Here is a 15,117-nt window from a genome sequence, read left to right as displayed (position 1 = left end):
CCCTGCTCGCGAAAAGCCTGAGGGCGCTGCTGGGTGTCAGACTGTACGCGTCATCGTTGACGACCATCGCGGGCAAGCCCGCTCCCACCGTTATTTGCGGTGCTTGCAGATCCTGCATGCGCCCACTGAACCTGTAGGAGCGAGCCCTGCTCGCGAAAAACCCGAGGGCGCTGCTGGGTGTCAGACTGTACGCGTCATCGTTGACGACCATCGCGAGCAGACGGAGCGCCGCCCGACTCGCTCCCACCAAAAAGAGGGGGTAGTCCGTTCAGCTGGATTTTTTCAGTTTCTTCAAACGTAGCGTTGCCCGTTGCACCGCCGCCATCTTTTCCGGGCGCTTCATGCGTTTCCATTGGCGGATGTCGTCCTTGGTCCGGCCACAGCTGACACACAGCTCGCCGCTCAACTGGCAGACGGCGATGCACGGATTCTCGATGTCCTTGGCCATGGCTCAGCCCCGCAGCGCTTCGCAGGCGAACTGCACGTGAGTCGCGATCTGCTGGAACGCCACCTCGGCCTCCCGCAAGGCCACTGCCGTCAGCTCGAGCATGCGCTCGCCCTCACCGCTGGCCAGCGCCCGATCCAGTTGGGCCTGGTCCTGGAACACCCAGGTCACCCGCAGGCTGGCGGGGAACCGTTGATAATCGACCTCGTGGGTCAACCAGCAGAAGCCGACGATCTCGGCCTTGGCTGTTTCGCAGGCCTCGGTCAGGGTAGCGATCAGGCGGCGCTCGATGTGCGCCTGTTCGCGTTTACTCAGTGCCATGGGGGTTCCTTGAATGACGGGCAGCTAAAGCGCCCATCATACGTGAGCGGCGCCACACCACAAAAAAGCCCAGCACTAGGCTGGGCTTCTTCACATCGATTCAGAACCTGCGCGCCCCTCAAACCTGTTGAGGGGCGCTCAAGGTCTTACAGCGCCATGTCGGCCGCCGGGTTGCTCGGCAGCGGCTTGGCCGGGGCTGCCGGGGTTGCAGTCGGCACCAGGGCCGGGTTGATCGCCGGCGGCGGGGTCAGTTGCAGGACCTCGCTGGTGTAGGCCCATTCCTGGGCTACGCGGGCTGGATCATCATTGAGCTTGGTACCGTAGCTCGGCACGATCTGGTGCAGTTTTTCCTGCCAGGCCGGGGTCGCGACCTTGTCCTTGAAGACCTTCTCCAGCACGCTGAGCATGATCGGTGCCGCAGTCGATGCGCCTGGCGATGCGCCCAGCAAACCGGCGATGCTGCCGTCTTGCGAAGCCACGATCTCGGTACCCAACTTCAGCACGCCACCCTTCTCTTCGTCGCGCTTGATGATCTGCACGCGCTGACCGGCCTGCCACAGACGCCAGTCTTCAGCCTTGGCGTTCGGGAAGTATTCCTTCAGGGCGTCCATGCGGTCGGCGTCCGACAGCATCAACTGACCGGCCAGGTATTCAACCAGTGGGTACTGCTCGATGCCCACCTTGGTCATTGGCCAGAAGTTGTGAGTGGTGGTGCTGGTCAGCAGGTCGAAGTACGAGCCTTCCTTGAGGAACTTGGTGGAGAAGGTCGCGAATGGGCCAAACAGGATCACGCGCTTGCCGTCCAGCACGCGGGTGTCCAGGTGTGGGACCGACATCGGCGGTGCGCCAACCGACGCCTTGCCGTAGGCCTTGGCCAGGTGTTGCTGGGCAATGGTCGGGTTCTCGGTGACCAGGAACGAACCACCCACCGGGAAGCCGGCATATTCCTTGGCTTCCGGGATACCGGACTTCTGCAGCAGGTGCAGGGCACCGCCGCCAGCGCCAATGAACACGAACTTGGCGTCGGTCTGGGTTTCGCTACCGTCTTTGAGGTTCTTGTAGGACACACGCCAGGTGCCGTCCTCGTTGCGCGCGATGTCTTCGACTTCGCTCGACACTTTCAGCGAGAAGTTCGGCTTGGTCTGCAGGTAACCGGCGAACTGGCGGGTGATCTCGCCGAAGTTCACGTCGGTGCCCAGGGGCGACCAGGTGGCGGCGATCTTCTGGTTCGGATCACGGCCTTCCATCATCAGCGGCACCCATTGCTTGATCTGGGCCGGGTCTTCGGAGTACTGCATGCCAGCGAACAGCGGGCTGGCCTGCAGGGCTTCGTAGCGCTTCTTGAGGAACTTGATGTTGTCCTCACCCCACACAAAGCTCATGTGCGGCGTGGAGTTGATGAACGAACGCGGGTCCTTCAGGACACCGTTCTTGACCTGCCAGGCCCAGAACTGACGGGAAATCTGGAAGGCTTCATTGATTTCAATGGCCTTGGGGATTTCAACCTTGCCGTTCTTGTCTTCCGGCGTGTAGTTCAGCTCAGCCAGGGCGGAGTGGCCGGTACCGGCGTTGTTCCAGCCGTTGGAGCTTTCCAGGGCGACGCCGTCGAGACGCTCGACCATCTCCATCGACAGGCCTGGCTCGAGTTCATTGAGCCAGACACCCAGGGTGGAACTCATGATGCCGCCACCGATCAGCAGCACATCGACTTTTTTGGTTTCAGCTGCATGCACAGGCATCAGGGCCATCGACATGGCCAGGCCAAGTAGCCCCTTGTTCATTTTTTTTAACATTCGGTAATACCTAGGATAGAACGCCATTCACCCCCACTCATGATCATGAGGCGCCCTGGCTGGCAACATGCGCTGGCGCATGCCATCGAACCCCGCACTCAGGAAGACCGGTGGGTGAACATATAAGGCCGACAAACACTGTCGACTTCACGTTTAGGCCCCTCCCGCGCTGACTTTTTTGTAAGTCATTGGCTTCAGCTACATGGGTGACACTAATTTCGGATACAACATCAAGCGCAATGATTAAACAGAGTAGACCCGCTCGCTCAACTACGCCCGTCAACCGCTTCGCGGCACTCACACCCAACGCCTGAAGACGCCGGATGCCCATGATCCCCGAGGCCGCGAGCCTCCGTGCCGCGGCATTCTACCTCAGGTGCGCCGTTCAACGAACCCGCAAAGCCGGTTGATTGCAGCCTGCCACGGGCATGGGGGAAAACCGGTTACATTGCCCCCTTACTGCGCCGTGCCATTACGCGGTTTATAGAACAGAAACTGACTGGTCTCGGCCGTCTTGATGTAGGTGCGCGACCAGTCGGGTTTCACATTGCGGTCATGGAAATACAGGGCGCCCAGGGTACGGTCCTTGAGTTGCTGGTTGAGTGCCTTGCGCGCGATCTCCTTGGCTTCGGTGTATTCGCCCTCCTCCCGGACCTGATCCGAGCGCCCGTCACACCACCAGGAAAACTGGCAGGCACGGGTCTCGACGCCCTGCTTGACCACGCCACACACGGTATCGGGAAAACCTTCATGGCCCAGGCGGTTCATCACCACGCTGGCCACCGCTTCCATGTCCGCCGTGGAGATACCTTTCGCCTCCCAGTAGATCGTGCGGGACAGGCAGGTGATGGCATCGTCCAGCGGCGCCTTGCCCGCCGGATCGACCACCTGCACCTCGCCGGGGGTGATGGCCTGGGCCTTGGGTATCGGGGCCTTGTCGGCGCCTTTCTGTTCGAGGACCTCGGCCTTGTCCTCCACCACCGCCGCCGGCTTTTCCGCCGTTTCGGCCACGATCGCCTGGCTGCCCAGGAGCGCGAGTACAAGACCACTGACCATCCAGATGCAACGCATGAGCGCACCCTGCTGATAGATTGGCGACAGGCCCAAACAGTCGACACTGCGGCCGATTGACAGGCTTAAGCGTAGCTGCCACGTAAAAACCCGTTGCGCGACCCGGGGCAAGATCGCGCATCATGTGCCCAGTCAGTTCAAGGGAGACCTCCATGCGCGTCCTGTCATCCGTTTTGCGTCTTGCCACGTTGTCGCTGGCCTTAGGCTTTGCCAGCAGCGCGACGGCCACCGAGGAAAGCCAACTGGTGGAGTCGATCAACGCCTATCGCAGTCAGATCCAGCGCTGCGCGGGCCAGCCGGCCGGCGAACTGCCGCCACTGGCAGCCGACCCGCGCCTGGTGCTGTCGCCCGACAGCAACATCGGCGACCTGCAACAGGCCATGGCCCGCGCGGCCTACCCGATGGTCAACGTCCAGGCGATCACCCTCAAGGGCCCAGTCAATGCCCAGGCGGCGATGAAAGCGGTGCAGGAAAGCTTTTGCCAGGTGGTGCTCGATCCGCAGTTCGTCGATATCGGGGTCAGCCGCGCAGGCCCGGCATGGCGCATCGTCCTCGCGCGACCGCTATTGAGCGGTCGCCTGGGGGATTGGCAGGCCGAAGGCCAGAAGCTCCTGGAATTGATCAACAGCGCCCGTGCCCAACCGCGCCAGTGTGGCACCCAGGCGCTCAGCGCCACCACGCCTCTGGCCTGGAACGCCACGCTCGCCAGCGCCGCCCTGGACCACACCCGGTCCATGGCCAACAACAACTTCTTCGATCACAAGGACCGCGACGGCCGCACACCCGGCGACCGCGCGGAATTGGCCGGCTACAGCGGCCAACTGGTGGGCGAGAACATCGCCGCCGGCCAGGACACGCCGCGTAAAGTGCTCGACGGCTGGCTGACCAGCCCCGGGCACTGCGCCAACCTGATGAACCCGCAATTCAGCGAACTGGGCGCGGCCTATGCGGTCGACCCGAAAAGTGACGCGGGCATCTACTGGACCAGCCTGTTCGGCGCGCCATAACCCTGCGCCCTGCCCCGTGCCTAGCGCCGGTCATCCGACAACGGCGATGGCTCGTTAGGCCTGGGTACCTGGGGAATGGCGCCGGGCGCATCCGGGTCCATCGGGCGCTCGACATCAGTGCCCTTATCCTGGCGATCGGCATCGCCATTGACGTTGGGGTCGGTTACCGGGTCGTGTTGCCGGGCGGGATCCGGTGGATCGCTGGGGCTGGGTTGGTTAGGGCTAAACATGGCCATCGTCGTACACCTCATTAAAGACGCCTGAGGGGGCATCCGGCCCCGCCAGGCGTGCGGTTCAAATGGCAATCAGTCATTGGGCAGCGGCATATCCTTGTCACTGGGAATGCCATCGCCCTCGCTGGGTTCGTTCCAGTCCTCAGAGCGTTTGCGGGGCGCCACATCCGGACGCGCCAGCGGATCGGACACCCGTGGGTCGTCCTCCGGTGCCGGGTCGACAGTGGATGGATCATCTTCCAGGGGCTCGTCCTGGAAACTCGAGTCAGTAGACATAGTCACCTCACCGATTGAGGTCCAGAAAGCCTGGGCCGTACTGGTTGGAAGGCGGCCGCGCGCCTCGGTGCGGGCGAGATGACGAACGGTTTGCCGGTGCCAGACCAGGCGGCAAATCCCGACTAGGCTGAGTCAGGCTGCACCTCACCCCACGACACAAGGAGACTCCCATGGCATTGCGCATCAACGACCTCGTCCCCGACTTCAGCGCCGACACGGACCAAGGCCCGATCCAGTTCCATGACTGGATCGGCTCGGGCTGGGCGATTCTGTTTTCTCATCCCAAGGACTTCACCCCGGTGTGCACCACCGAATTCGGTGCGGTGGCGCAACTGGCCGCCGAGTGGGCCAAGCGTGGCACCCAGGTGATCGGCGTGTCCGTGGACAGCGCCGAGTCGCACACGAAATGGAAGACCGACATCGAAGGTTTCTGCCGCGCCAAGGCCGACTTCCCGATCATTGCCGACGAAGGCCTGGCCGTGTCCAAGGCCTTCGACATGCTGCCGGCTGAGGCCTATCTGCCCGATGGCCGGACGGCTGCCGACACCGCCACGGTGCGCTCGGTGTTCATCATCGGCCCAGACAAGAAGCTCAAGTTGTCGATGACTTACCCGATGTCCGTCGGGCGCAACTTTGCCGAGGTGCTGCGCGCCCTGGATGCCTTGCAGCTGACTTACAACGTCCCGCTGGCGACGCCGGCCAACTGGCAGGCGGGCCAGGACGTGATCGTCGCCCTGGCACTCAACGATGAACAGGCCCGGAACCAGTACGGCAGCCTGGACATCCACCTGCCGTATCTGCGCACCACGCCAGCGCCGAAGTAAGCGCAACCGACAAACGCCCGGGCCGTGGCAACGGCACGGGCAGTTGCCCTACACCAGGCGTTCGATCTTCTGATGGCGCCACACCAGCCGGTAGTAGGCCGTCTGCAGGGCCAGCATGCTCAGGTAGGCCACTGGAAAAGCCATCCACACCCCGGGCAGACCGAAATGTGCATTGAGCAGGTAGGCCACCGGCAACTCGACACCGAGGATGCAAAACAGCGAGATCGCCACCGGCACCAGCACCGTACCGCTGGCCCGCATGATCCCGCCAATCACCGACTGGAAGCCGAACACCAGCATGCTCCAGAGCATGATGTGCAACAGGTGCTGGGCCTGTGCCTGGGTCGCCGGCTCCGTGATGAACAACCCCAGCAGCCAGTGCGACAACAGGTAGCCCAGCAGCACCAGGCCGCCAGTCAACCAGACGTTGATCAACAGGCCCGTGCGCAGGATCGGGCCAATGCGCTCGACGCGCCCGGCGCCAATGGCCTGGGCCCCGAGAATCGAGGCGGTGATGGCGATCGACAGCGCGGGAAACTGCACGTAGTTGACGATCTGCGTGACCGCGCCGTACGCCGCCGTGGCCTGGGAACCGTGCTGGTTGACCAACGCCAGGATCACCAGTTCGGACAGCGAAATCACCACCATCTGCAGCCCCGTGGGCAAGCCGATCCGCAGCACCTTGGCCAGGATCACCCGGTCCAGGCGCATCGCCGCCAGCAGGGCGCGATCCGGCGCCAGCACATGGGCCTTGCGGTTCAGGCGCCAGACCAACCACAGCATCGCCGCCAGGTTACCCGCCAGGCCCGCCCACGCCGCACTCTGGATGCCCATCTGGGGCAAGCCGAACCAGCCGCGAATCAACGCCGGCGTCAGCAACAGGCCAATGCAGGTCGACACCACCAGCGCCAACAAAGGCGACAGCGTATCGCTGACCCCGCGCAACAACTGGGTGAACAGCACAAACACCAACAGCAGCGGCATGGTCCACATCATCACCCGGGCATAGGCGACCGCATCCTCCAGCACGTCCGCCGGGGTGCCCAAGCCCTGCAATGCCTGCCGGGCGAACACACTGCCCAGCAACGCCGCCACCAGGCCGATCAGCGCTCCCAGCAGCAGCGTGGTGCCGGCGATGGCCTTGACCATCGCTGGCTCCCGCGCGCCCCAGGCCTGCCCAATCAATACCCCGGCGCCAGCGCCCAGGCCGATCACCAGGGCAATGAAGAAAAACACGATGGGGAACATCCCGGACACCGCCGCCAACGCCTGGGTGCCGAGCATCTGACCGATGTAGATACTGTTGACCGTCCCCGACATCGACTGCAGGAAATTCGACAGCACCATCGGGGCGAGGAACAGCAGGTAGATTTTCCAGAGGGGATGTTGCGGAGCCGGGTTGTGCATGGAGGATCCATCTCGGACGAGCAAGAGAATGTGCTCGCCGCAGTCTACGGCAAATCACTCCGCACCTTATAGGCACTGGCGTGCCCGCCAAGATCCGCCGGGTGCCGCATGCCTCCAGGCAGTACCCGTCATCGTTGACGTCCATCGCGAGCAAGCTCGCTCCTACACGGGCGTCGACCCAGGTTATTTCAGGTCCAGGCAATAGGTGTAGTAGCCGGGGTCGCGGACGTAGCCCAGTGACTCATACAGGCGTTGCGCGGTGTGGTTGTCCGTGGCGGTTTCCAGGACCAAGCCCTTGGCCCCGGTGGCCAGGGCAAAGTCCCGGGCGGCGTTCATCAACAAGGTCCCTACCCCGCGTCCGCGGGCCTGGGAGGCGGTGAACAGGTCGCTGAGCAGCCAGGTGCGATGGGCATCGATCGAGGAAAAACTGGGGTACAACTGCACGAAACCCAGCGCCTGGCCGGACTCATCCTGCGCATAGAAGATCACCGATTCGTCGCGGGCCAGGCGCTCGGCCAGGAACTGCCGTGACTGAGGCAGGTTCGCCGGCTGGCCATAGAAACCTCGGTAGGCGTCGAACAGACCGGCGACTTGATCAAGGCTGGAGGCATCGGCACGTAGCAGTTTGAGGGTCATAGGCAACTCGGCTCAGGTCAGGGCTCGACCCTGGAGTCTAGCCAAGCCCGCCAATCGAGCACGGGCTTTTCTGAGTGCAAGACTTGGCGATCAAACAATCGGCGCAAACCCGGCCGGGGTGTCCGGCCAGGGGCTCAGCACCTCGAAGCCATCGGCGGTCACCGCCACCATGTGCTCCCACTGCGCCGAGAGCGAGTGATCCTTGGTCACCACCGTCCAGCGGTCACCCAGGGTCCGGGTGTGGGGCTTACCGGCGTTGAGCATCGGTTCGATGGTGAAGATCATCCCCGGCTTGAGGATCAGGCCCTGGCCAGGATGGCCGTAGTGCAGCACCTGCGGCTCGTCGTGATAGACCTTGCCGATGCCGTGACCGCAGTACTCGCGCACCACGCTGTAGCCCTCGCGGTGGGCCACGGTCTGGATCGCATGGCCGATATCGCCCAGGGTCGAGCCCGGGCGCACGGTGCGGATCCCGGCACACATTGCTTCATAGGTGGTCTCGACCAGGCGCCGGGCGTCTGCGCTTGGTTCGCCGACGTAGTACATGCGGCTGGTGTCGCCGTACCAGCCATCCTTGACCACCGCGATATCGATGTTGAGGATATCGCCGTCGCGCAGGGCCTTGCCCGAAGGGATGCCATGGCAGACCACCTGATTGACCGAGGCGCACACGGTTTTCGGGAAGCCGTGATAACCGACGTTGCCGGGAATGGCTTTCTGCACGTTGACGATGTAGTCGTGGCAGATTTTATCCAACTGGTCGGTGGTGACCCCCGCCTTGACGTGCGGGGTGATCATCGCCAGCACTTCAGCGGCGAGCATTCCGGCTGTACGGGACTGGGCGATCTGTGCCGGGGTATTGAGCGGGACTTTCGCACTCATCGCGTGCCCCCCCCGACCGCCCGCACTGCCGGACTCAAGGCCTGGTCCGCTGGCGCGCACAGCTGGTTCAAGTCCAGGCCACCCGCCTGTTCGGCACGAATCAGCAAGCGGCAGATATCGCTGTGGTCGAGGTTGGGATGCAACTCGCTCAACATGCCAATGCGCATCCAGTGCTCGGCCTGGGCGTTGATCGAGCGGCTGAGCGCATCGCTGGCGACACGCAGGTTCTCATGCATGCCTTCGGAAATTTTTACGATACCCATGGGGTCACTCAATATGAAATATATACGTTTCGTATATTACGCCAGTCCCGGGCGCAATCGCAATTGGCGGTTTACCGGGGTCGGTGAAGGCGTCCTTCCCCTGGGGTGATGGTCCGCGAAAATCCCCTGGGCTGATTCTTTTAACCGCGCCTTGGTGTTAAATAGCCCGCTCAGGGCGCAAGCCCGGACCCTGGCGGGTAATACAGTGCAACGAGAGCCGATATGAAACAGCAGTTTGAGGTCACCGAGGTATCCATTGCGCAGCTGCGGGCTGCGCTCGAATCCGGTCAGACAACTTCGGTTGAGCTGGTCCAGGCCTACCTTGCGCGAATCGCCGCCTACGATGGCGCCGACACCCCCACCGCGCTGAATGCCGTGGTGGTGGCCAACCCGGATGCGCTGCAGGAAGCCCAGGCCAGCGATGACCGGCGTGCCAAGGGCCAGGTCCTCGGGCCGCTGGATGGCATCCCCTACACCGCCAAGGACAGCTATCTGGTCAAGGGCCTCACCGCCGCCTCCGGCAGCCCGGCCTTCGTCAACCTGATCGCCTACCGCGATGCGTTCACCATCGAACGGCTGCGTGGCGCCGGGGCGATCTGCCTGGGCAAGACCAACATGCCCCCGATGGCCAACGGCGGCATGCAGCGTGGGGTCTACGGCCGTGCCGAAAGCCCCTACAACGCCGCCTACCTCACCGCGCCCTTCGCCTCCGGCTCCTCCAATGGGGCCGGCACGGCAACCGCAGCCAGTTTTGCCGCCTTCGGCCTGGCCGAGGAAACCTGGTCGAGCGGTCGTGGGCCAGCGTCGAACAATGGCCTGTGCGCCTACACGCCGTCGCGCGGGGTGATCTCGGTGCGCGGCAACTGGCCGTTGACCCCGACCATGGACGTGGTGGTGCCCTTTGCCCGCACCATGGCCGACCTGCTGGAAGTCCTCGACATCGTGGTCGCCGAGGATCCCGATACCCGTGGCGACCTGTGGCGCCTGCAACCCTGGGTGCCGATCCCCAGCGTGACCTCGGTGCGTCCGGCGTCCTACCCGGCGCTGGCCGCCAACGCCCAGGCCCTCGCCGGAAAACGCTTCGGCGTGCCCCGCATGTTCATCAACGCCGACCCGGATGCCGGTACCAGCGCCGCGCCAGGAATCGGTGGCCCGACCGGGCAACGCATCCACACCCGAGCGTCGGTGATCGGCCTCTGGCAAGACGCGCGCAAGGCCCTGGAAGCGGCTGGAGCCGAAGTCCTCGAAGTTGACTTCCCGCTGGTCTCCAACTGCGAAGGCGATCGCCCCGGTGCGCCGACCGTGTTTACCCGTGGCCTGGTCTCCAAGGAGTTCCTCCATCACGAACTGTGGGACCTGACGGCCTGGGCCTTCGACGATTTCCTGCAGGCCAACGGCGATCCACAGTTGCACCGCCTGGTGGACGTCGACGGCGCGCTGATTTTCCCCCACGACCCTGGCACCCTGCCCAACCGCGAAGGCGACCTGGTCGCCGGCATGGACGAATACGTGCGCATGGCCGAACGCGGCATCACCCCCTGGGACCAGATCAGCACGGTGCCTGACGGCCTGCGTGGCCTGGAACAGACCCGGCGCATCGACCTCGAAGAGTGGATGGACCGCCTGGGGCTCGACGCCGTGCTGTTCCCGACCGTCGCCGACGTGGCGCCGGCCAATGCCGATGTCGACCCGGCGGCCGCGGATATCGCCTGGAGCAACGGCGTGTGGGTGGCCAACGGCAACCTCGCGATCCGCCACCTGGGCGTGCCAACCGTCACCGTGCCCATGGGCATCATGCCGGACATCGGCATGCCCGTAGGGCTGACCTTCGCCGGTCGTGCCTATGACGATTCGGCCCTGCTGCGGTTTGCCTCGGCGTTCGAGTCCACCGGTTCCAAGCGCCTGATCCCGCCACGCACCCCGCCACTTTGACCCACAGGGGATTGGCGCCTCCCTGGCGCCAATCCCCTGCCCCCCACCTCACTTGATCCGATAATGGAAGGTATTGCGCACCGCCGGCACGGCCACCGCGCGGCCGTCCACCAGCCGTGGCTGGTAGCGAAAGGTGTTGGCCGCCGCCAGTGACGGACGCATGAACAACGGATGGCAGCCGTCGAGCACCCTCGGGTTTTCCACCTTGCCCTGGGGGTTGACGGTGTACTCCACCGAGCAGTCGCCCTCGATGTTCTTGTCCAGGGCCCGCTGCGGATAATCCGGCGCCTCCTTGCTCAACGGCAGGTACTGACGACTGTCGGCCGCCGCCTGCTGGCGCGCGCGTTCGGCTGCCTGGCGCGCCTGGTCTGCCTGATGCTGGGCCAGGCGTTGCTGCTCGGCCTCGCGTGTGCGCTGTTGATCCTGGGCCACGCGCTGACGTTGTTGCTCGGCCTCACGCGTGCGCTGCTCTTCGACCCGCTTGCGAGCGAGGGTCGCCTGTTCCAGTTTGCGGGCCTGGATCTGCGGGTCGACCGTCGGCTTGACCGGAGCCGGGAGCACCGGCGTGGCCACTGCCGGCGCAGGCGGTGCTGGCTCGACCACCGCTGGCAGCGGTTCCGCGGCGGGAGCTGGCGGCGCCGGGGGCAACATCACCAACTGGGTCCGCAACACGGCTTGCGGCGCAGGCGCTGGCATCTGCACCGACCAGGTATGCACCAGCAAGGCCAGGACCAGCACATGCAGCGCCACCGCCAGACCCGCCGCCAGGCCATTGCGCCAGAAGCCCGAGTGATCGGCGCGTGGCACCCCCAGTTCTGGATGGGCCATGCTCATGCTGGTCATTGCGGCGCCTCGGTAACCAGTCCGAGGTTGCTCACCCCGCCCTGCTGCAACGCCGCCATGGCCGCCACCACCGTGCCGTAGCCGGCGTCTTTGTCGGCGCGGATGTAGACCTGGGTCTGGCTGTTGGCCGCAACGATGTCCGTGACCTTGGCCCGCATCTCGTCCAGGGTCAGTGCGCTGTCGGTCTGCTGCCGAGTGTCGAGTTCACCCCCCAGGTTCCAGTAATAACCGCCCTCGGCCTTCACCGACAGCGTCAGGATCTGTTGGCGACTGTCGGTGGCCAAGGCTTCACTGGCGACCTTGGGCAGCTCGATCTTCACCCCCTGGGTGAGCATCGGCGCGGTGACCATGAAAATCACCAACAGCACCAGCATCACGTCGATATAGGGCACGACGTTCATTTCGGCCTTGGGCCCGTGTTTGCGTTGCGGCCTGACTAACATCGGCTCTCTCCTGCTCAGGCGGCTACGGCCAGGTTGATGGAGCCGCCGTGCAACGTGCGGTGCAGGCGTACCTGCAGCTCATTGCCGAAGGCGTAGTAACGGGTCAGCAGGGTCTGGCTGCGGGCGGAAAAACGGTTGTAGGCAATCACCGCCGGAATCGCCGCGAACAGGCCGATGGCCGTGGCGATCAGCGCTTCGGCGATGCCCGGTGCCACCGTGGACAAGCTTGCCTGTTGCACTTGGGACAGGCCGAGGAAGGCGTTCATGATCCCCCATACGGTGCCGAACAGGCCGATGTAAGGGCTGACCGAACCGACCGTGGCGAGAAACTGCAGACCCTTTTCCAGCTTGATCTCCTGCTCGCTGAGGGCCACGAACATCGCGCGCTCCACACCTTCGAGCACCACCTCGGGGGTGTTGCCGGGGTGCTGGCGCAATTGGCTGAAGGCCTGCAAGCCGCTATGGAAAACCGGTTCGATGCCAGCCTCGGGATCGCTGCCCTGCGCGGTCTCGCGGTACAGCGGCTGCAAGTCCGGGGCGCTGCGAAAGCGCTGGATGAATGCGTTGGCCTGGCGCTCGCGCTGACGCAGCACACGGCTGCGGGCAATAATCAGGTACCAGCTGAGCACGGATGCCAGTAACAGCGTGAGCATGACGGCTTTGACCAACAGACTGGCGTCGCTGATCAGCCCCCAGACGGTCATGTGTTCCAGTGTGGCCTGCATGGTGAAGCTCCTTGGTTGGCGCCCGGTGGCGGTTGCCGTGCAACGGCCGCCAGGCTATTCGATGAAAAACCGATGACAGGTTGATGACGGCGCGCTCAGGGCAACTGCAGCGCCTGGGTGACTTCGGCCCAGGGCACGAACTTGAAGTTCTGGGTCTGTTCGGGCATGCGCTTGCGCCCGTCCTGCACCACCAGCATGCCCTTGCTCCAGGCACCGCCGAGGTTGACCGCGGTGACTTCCAGGCCGTCGGTTTCCGAAGCACCGTCGATGCCGGCCGCCGCATTCAAGCCGACCCGGAAGGCGCCACGGGAGGCAAATGGCGGCTCGGCGTCCAGCACCAGATAGCTGTCATTGCCTTGGCTGGAGATCACCAGGTAGTCACGGCTCGGGCTTTGATACAGCGCCAGGCCCTCGACATCGGCGTGCAGTTGCGGGCCGACCTTGATCACGCTGGTCAACTGCGCCGGCTGATCGGCGCGGGCATCCACCGCCCAGACCCCAACGTCCTCCTCGCCCAGGAACAAGCGCTGGCGCTGATCGTCGGCCACACAGCCTTCAGGCTGGCTGTCGACCTTGAACTGACGCACCAGCTCACCCTGCACCACACCACTGGGGGCACTCAGGCGGTATTGCAGGAAGGTGCCATCCTTGCCGTTGGCAATCGCATACAGCTCGCCACTGGCAGGCTGGAACAGGCAGATGCCATAGATCTCCTTGAGCGGCGTGGCGATCTCGCCGGCCTCGCGCAACTCACCGCTGCTGCGGTCGATGCTGAACAGGCTGAGGCTGTTGTGATCGCGGTTGCTCGCCACCGCAAGGTCGACCGTCTGCTGGCCCAGCTTGAAGTTGGGCCGCACGTCGACATTGTTCAGGCGCCCCACCGACAGCTCCTGAAGCAGCTTGCCTTGCAGGTCATAAGCCAGCAGCCCCTGCTTTTTGTTGGTGCCCAGGACCCGGCTCAAGGCCGGTTGTTGCGGGTGAATCCAGATCGCCGGATCGTCCGCCGCATCACCCTGGCGCCCGACCGGCTCGCTCTGGGCCAACGCGCCGACGCTGGGCAACACTGGCGCCAGGGGCACAGGCTTGGCCTGCCAGTCCAGCTCGCCCTGGTACAAGCGCCCGTCATCGTCGTCACGCAGCAACAGTTGCAGGCCCTTGGCGGTGGCCCGCAGGGCGAGGTTTTCCGGTTCTTTCAAGCCACTCACTGCCAGCGTTGCCGCGCCAGTCCAGGCGGCGCCCTGCTGCTGGTACAGATGCAGCTGTGCCGCCTTGGGGTCGAGTGCGACCACGCCGCCCGGCACCAGCGCCATGGCCCCGGCCACCTGGCTGACATCGCCAAAGGGCGCGCGCAGGGCCACCGGCACCCGCACCACCTCGGCCTCAGGGTGGGCCGGATAGGCCCACCAGCCGACGTTCTCCTCGTTGACCAGTAACTGATTGGCGCCATCGTCGACCTGGCAGAACTGGGCCGAAGGCGGCAGCGGCACACCTCGAACTCGCTGCGGTTGCGGGTTCAACTGTGCACCGTGGCCCACCAGCCACTGCTCACCCTTGCCCTCCTCGCCCACCAGGAACAGGAACAGGTTGCTGGCGTCGTCGCGGTACAGGCACAGCCCGCTGACCGGGAAGTCCCGCGTTGGCAGATACACCGGTTGGCCAAAACGCCGCTGGCGCGGGTCGAGGCTGACCAGCAGTGCCTGTTGCCGACGGTTGTCGAGACTGGCCAGCAACACCTGCTGGCCGGCCGCCCGGCGGTCCAGGCCACTGAAGGTGCCAGGCAGGCTGGCCAGTGGCGCACCTTGTTCGTCGAGCAACAGCAAGCCATCACGCTCACTGGCCGCCAGGCGCTGCGGGCCGAGGTCGGCTGGCAGGAAAGCCAGGGTCTCAACAGTGAGACCGGGGGCCCAGGGGCTGAGGGTCAACTTCGGCCCGGCGGCCAGTGCCTGGCCCGTGCCCAGGCAGATCAAGGCGGCCAACAGGCAGCGCGTGGGGGAAAACGAAATAGTCATGGAAGTC

The 15,117-nt window shown here is 64.5% G+C and carries 17 protein-coding genes; 3 read left to right on the top strand and 14 right to left on the bottom strand.

The genetic code is table 11. The annotated features are described in order from the left end of the window. Positions 1-268: 268 nt before the first annotated feature. The 4 genes from H7995_RS14040 to H7995_RS14025 form a co-directional block, all read right to left on the bottom strand. The gene (locus H7995_RS14040; RefSeq protein ID WP_095169917.1) at positions 269-448 is read right to left on the bottom strand and encodes a DUF1289 domain-containing protein; all 180 of its coding nucleotides are present in this window, start codon (positions 446-448) and stop codon (positions 269-271) included. Positions 449-451: 3 nt separating this feature from the next. Continuing rightward, entirely contained in the window at positions 452-766 is a 315-nt protein-coding gene (locus H7995_RS14035) for a hypothetical protein (RefSeq protein ID WP_166590616.1), read from the bottom strand. A gap of 146 nt (positions 767-912) precedes the next feature. Next, a complete protein-coding gene (mqo, locus tag H7995_RS14030) occupies positions 913-2,559 on the bottom strand; it encodes a malate dehydrogenase (quinone) (RefSeq protein ID WP_166590617.1) in 1,647 nt (548 codons plus the stop codon). Between the two features lie 456 nt (positions 2,560-3,015). Next, the gene (locus H7995_RS14025; RefSeq protein ID WP_185818508.1) at positions 3,016-3,630 is read right to left on the bottom strand and encodes a cell wall hydrolase; all 615 of its coding nucleotides are present in this window, start codon (positions 3,628-3,630) and stop codon (positions 3,016-3,018) included. Positions 3,631-3,782: 152 nt separating this feature from the next. Here H7995_RS14025 and H7995_RS14020 point away from each other — a divergent pair, with 152 nt between their 5' ends. Next, complete coding sequence (locus H7995_RS14020) at positions 3,783-4,637, top strand: CAP domain-containing protein (protein WP_185818507.1); 855 nt, start codon at positions 3,783-3,785, stop codon at positions 4,635-4,637. A 20-nt stretch (positions 4,638-4,657) separates the two neighbouring features. On the opposite strand, the gene H7995_RS14015 is transcribed toward H7995_RS14020, so the two are convergent. Together H7995_RS14015 and H7995_RS14010 are read right to left on the bottom strand one after the other, a co-directional pair. Further along, positions 4,658-4,873 (bottom strand): hypothetical protein, encoded by a 216-nt coding sequence (locus H7995_RS14015; protein WP_232534535.1) that lies wholly within the window; start codon positions 4,871-4,873, stop codon positions 4,658-4,660. Positions 4,874-4,942: 69 nt separating this feature from the next. Next, entirely contained in the window at positions 4,943-5,146 is a 204-nt protein-coding gene (locus H7995_RS14010; RefSeq protein WP_166590621.1) for a hypothetical protein, read from the bottom strand. A gap of 170 nt (positions 5,147-5,316) precedes the next feature. Here H7995_RS14010 and H7995_RS14005 point away from each other — a divergent pair, with 170 nt between their 5' ends. Beyond that, entirely contained in the window at positions 5,317-5,970 is a 654-nt protein-coding gene (locus H7995_RS14005; RefSeq protein ID WP_185818506.1) for a peroxiredoxin, read from the top strand. 48 nt (positions 5,971-6,018) lie between these two features. Here H7995_RS14005 and H7995_RS14000 read toward each other — a convergent pair whose 3' ends face one another. The 4 genes from H7995_RS14000 to H7995_RS13985 form a co-directional block, all read right to left on the bottom strand. Next, positions 6,019-7,377: an MATE family efflux transporter gene (locus tag H7995_RS14000; RefSeq protein WP_185818505.1), complete on the bottom strand. Its 1,359-nt coding sequence runs from the start codon at positions 7,375-7,377 to the stop codon at positions 6,019-6,021. A gap of 183 nt (positions 7,378-7,560) precedes the next feature. Further along, a complete protein-coding gene (locus H7995_RS13995; protein ID WP_166590624.1) occupies positions 7,561-8,013 on the bottom strand; it encodes a GNAT family N-acetyltransferase in 453 nt (150 codons plus the stop codon). Between the two features lie 90 nt (positions 8,014-8,103). After that, positions 8,104-8,895 (bottom strand): type I methionyl aminopeptidase, encoded by a 792-nt coding sequence (gene map, locus H7995_RS13990; protein WP_166590625.1) that lies wholly within the window; start codon positions 8,893-8,895, stop codon positions 8,104-8,106. Next, positions 8,892-9,158: a ParD-like family protein gene (locus H7995_RS13985; RefSeq protein ID WP_166590626.1), complete on the bottom strand. Its 267-nt coding sequence runs from the start codon at positions 9,156-9,158 to the stop codon at positions 8,892-8,894. The genes map and H7995_RS13985 overlap by 4 nt, the downstream gene beginning before the upstream one ends. A gap of 222 nt (positions 9,159-9,380) precedes the next feature. Between H7995_RS13985 and H7995_RS13980 the strand changes: the two genes are divergently transcribed. After that, positions 9,381-11,090: an amidase gene (locus tag H7995_RS13980; RefSeq protein ID WP_182340745.1), complete on the top strand. Its 1,710-nt coding sequence runs from the start codon at positions 9,381-9,383 to the stop codon at positions 11,088-11,090. A 48-nt stretch (positions 11,091-11,138) separates the two neighbouring features. Here H7995_RS13980 and H7995_RS13975 read toward each other — a convergent pair whose 3' ends face one another. The 4 genes from H7995_RS13975 to H7995_RS13960 all read right to left on the bottom strand — a co-directional run bounded on the left by H7995_RS13975 (position 11,139) and on the right by H7995_RS13960 (position 15,110). After that, entirely contained in the window at positions 11,139-11,933 is a 795-nt protein-coding gene (locus H7995_RS13975) for an energy transducer TonB (RefSeq protein WP_185818504.1), read from the bottom strand. Beyond that, a complete protein-coding gene (gene tolR / locus H7995_RS13970) occupies positions 11,930-12,376 on the bottom strand; it encodes a protein TolR (RefSeq protein WP_166590629.1) in 447 nt (148 codons plus the stop codon). Before tolR ends, H7995_RS13975 begins: the two co-directional genes overlap by 4 nt. A 14-nt stretch (positions 12,377-12,390) precedes the next feature. Further along, a complete protein-coding gene (gene tolQ / locus H7995_RS13965; RefSeq protein ID WP_166590630.1) occupies positions 12,391-13,101 on the bottom strand; it encodes a protein TolQ in 711 nt (236 codons plus the stop codon). Between the two features lie 95 nt (positions 13,102-13,196). Next, the gene (locus tag H7995_RS13960) at positions 13,197-15,110 is read right to left on the bottom strand and encodes a phytase (protein WP_185818503.1); all 1,914 of its coding nucleotides are present in this window, start codon (positions 15,108-15,110) and stop codon (positions 13,197-13,199) included. Positions 15,111-15,117 lie beyond the last annotated feature (7 nt).

Source organism: Pseudomonas kielensis (assembly GCF_014236655.1).
Taxonomy (GTDB): domain Bacteria; phylum Pseudomonadota; class Gammaproteobacteria; order Pseudomonadales; family Pseudomonadaceae; genus Aquipseudomonas; species Aquipseudomonas kielensis.
Note: the sequence above shows the minus strand (reverse complement) of the source record. Positions and strands in the feature narration are given on the sequence as shown.

Bases quoted from the DNA above. Each gene is read 5' to 3' on its own strand.
- mqo (WP_166590617.1), bottom strand. From the start codon at position 2,559: ATGTTAAAAAAAATGAACAAGGGGCTACTTGGCCTGGCCATGTCGATG.
- tolQ (WP_166590630.1), bottom strand. From the start codon at position 13,101: ATGCAGGCCACACTGGAACACATGACCGTCTGGGGGCTGATCAGCGAC.
- H7995_RS13995 (WP_166590624.1), bottom strand. From the start codon at position 8,013: ATGACCCTCAAACTGCTACGTGCCGATGCCTCCAGCCTTGATCAAGTC.
- H7995_RS13985 (WP_166590626.1), bottom strand. From the start codon at position 9,158: ATGGGTATCGTAAAAATTTCCGAAGGCATGCATGAGAACCTGCGTGTC.
- H7995_RS14040 (WP_095169917.1), bottom strand. From the start codon at position 448: ATGGCCAAGGACATCGAGAATCCGTGCATCGCCGTCTGCCAGTTGAGC.
- H7995_RS14010 (WP_166590621.1), bottom strand. From the start codon at position 5,146: ATGTCTACTGACTCGAGTTTCCAGGACGAGCCCCTGGAAGATGATCCA.
- H7995_RS14015 (WP_232534535.1), bottom strand. From the start codon at position 4,873: ATGGCCATGTTTAGCCCTAACCAACCCAGCCCCAGCGATCCACCGGAT.
- tolR (WP_166590629.1), bottom strand. From the start codon at position 12,376: ATGTTAGTCAGGCCGCAACGCAAACACGGGCCCAAGGCCGAAATGAAC.
- H7995_RS13975 (WP_185818504.1), bottom strand. From the start codon at position 11,933: ATGACCAGCATGAGCATGGCCCATCCAGAACTGGGGGTGCCACGCGCC.
- H7995_RS14000 (WP_185818505.1), bottom strand. From the start codon at position 7,377: ATGCACAACCCGGCTCCGCAACATCCCCTCTGGAAAATCTACCTGCTG.
- H7995_RS13980 (WP_182340745.1), top strand. From the start codon at position 9,381: ATGAAACAGCAGTTTGAGGTCACCGAGGTATCCATTGCGCAGCTGCGG.
- H7995_RS14025 (WP_185818508.1), bottom strand. From the start codon at position 3,630: ATGCGTTGCATCTGGATGGTCAGTGGTCTTGTACTCGCGCTCCTGGGC.
- H7995_RS14005 (WP_185818506.1), top strand. From the start codon at position 5,317: ATGGCATTGCGCATCAACGACCTCGTCCCCGACTTCAGCGCCGACACG.
- H7995_RS14035 (WP_166590616.1), bottom strand. From the start codon at position 766: ATGGCACTGAGTAAACGCGAACAGGCGCACATCGAGCGCCGCCTGATC.
- H7995_RS14020 (WP_185818507.1), top strand. From the start codon at position 3,783: ATGCGCGTCCTGTCATCCGTTTTGCGTCTTGCCACGTTGTCGCTGGCC.
- map (WP_166590625.1), bottom strand. From the start codon at position 8,895: ATGAGTGCGAAAGTCCCGCTCAATACCCCGGCACAGATCGCCCAGTCC.
- H7995_RS13960 (WP_185818503.1), bottom strand. From the start codon at position 15,110: ATGACTATTTCGTTTTCCCCCACGCGCTGCCTGTTGGCCGCCTTGATC.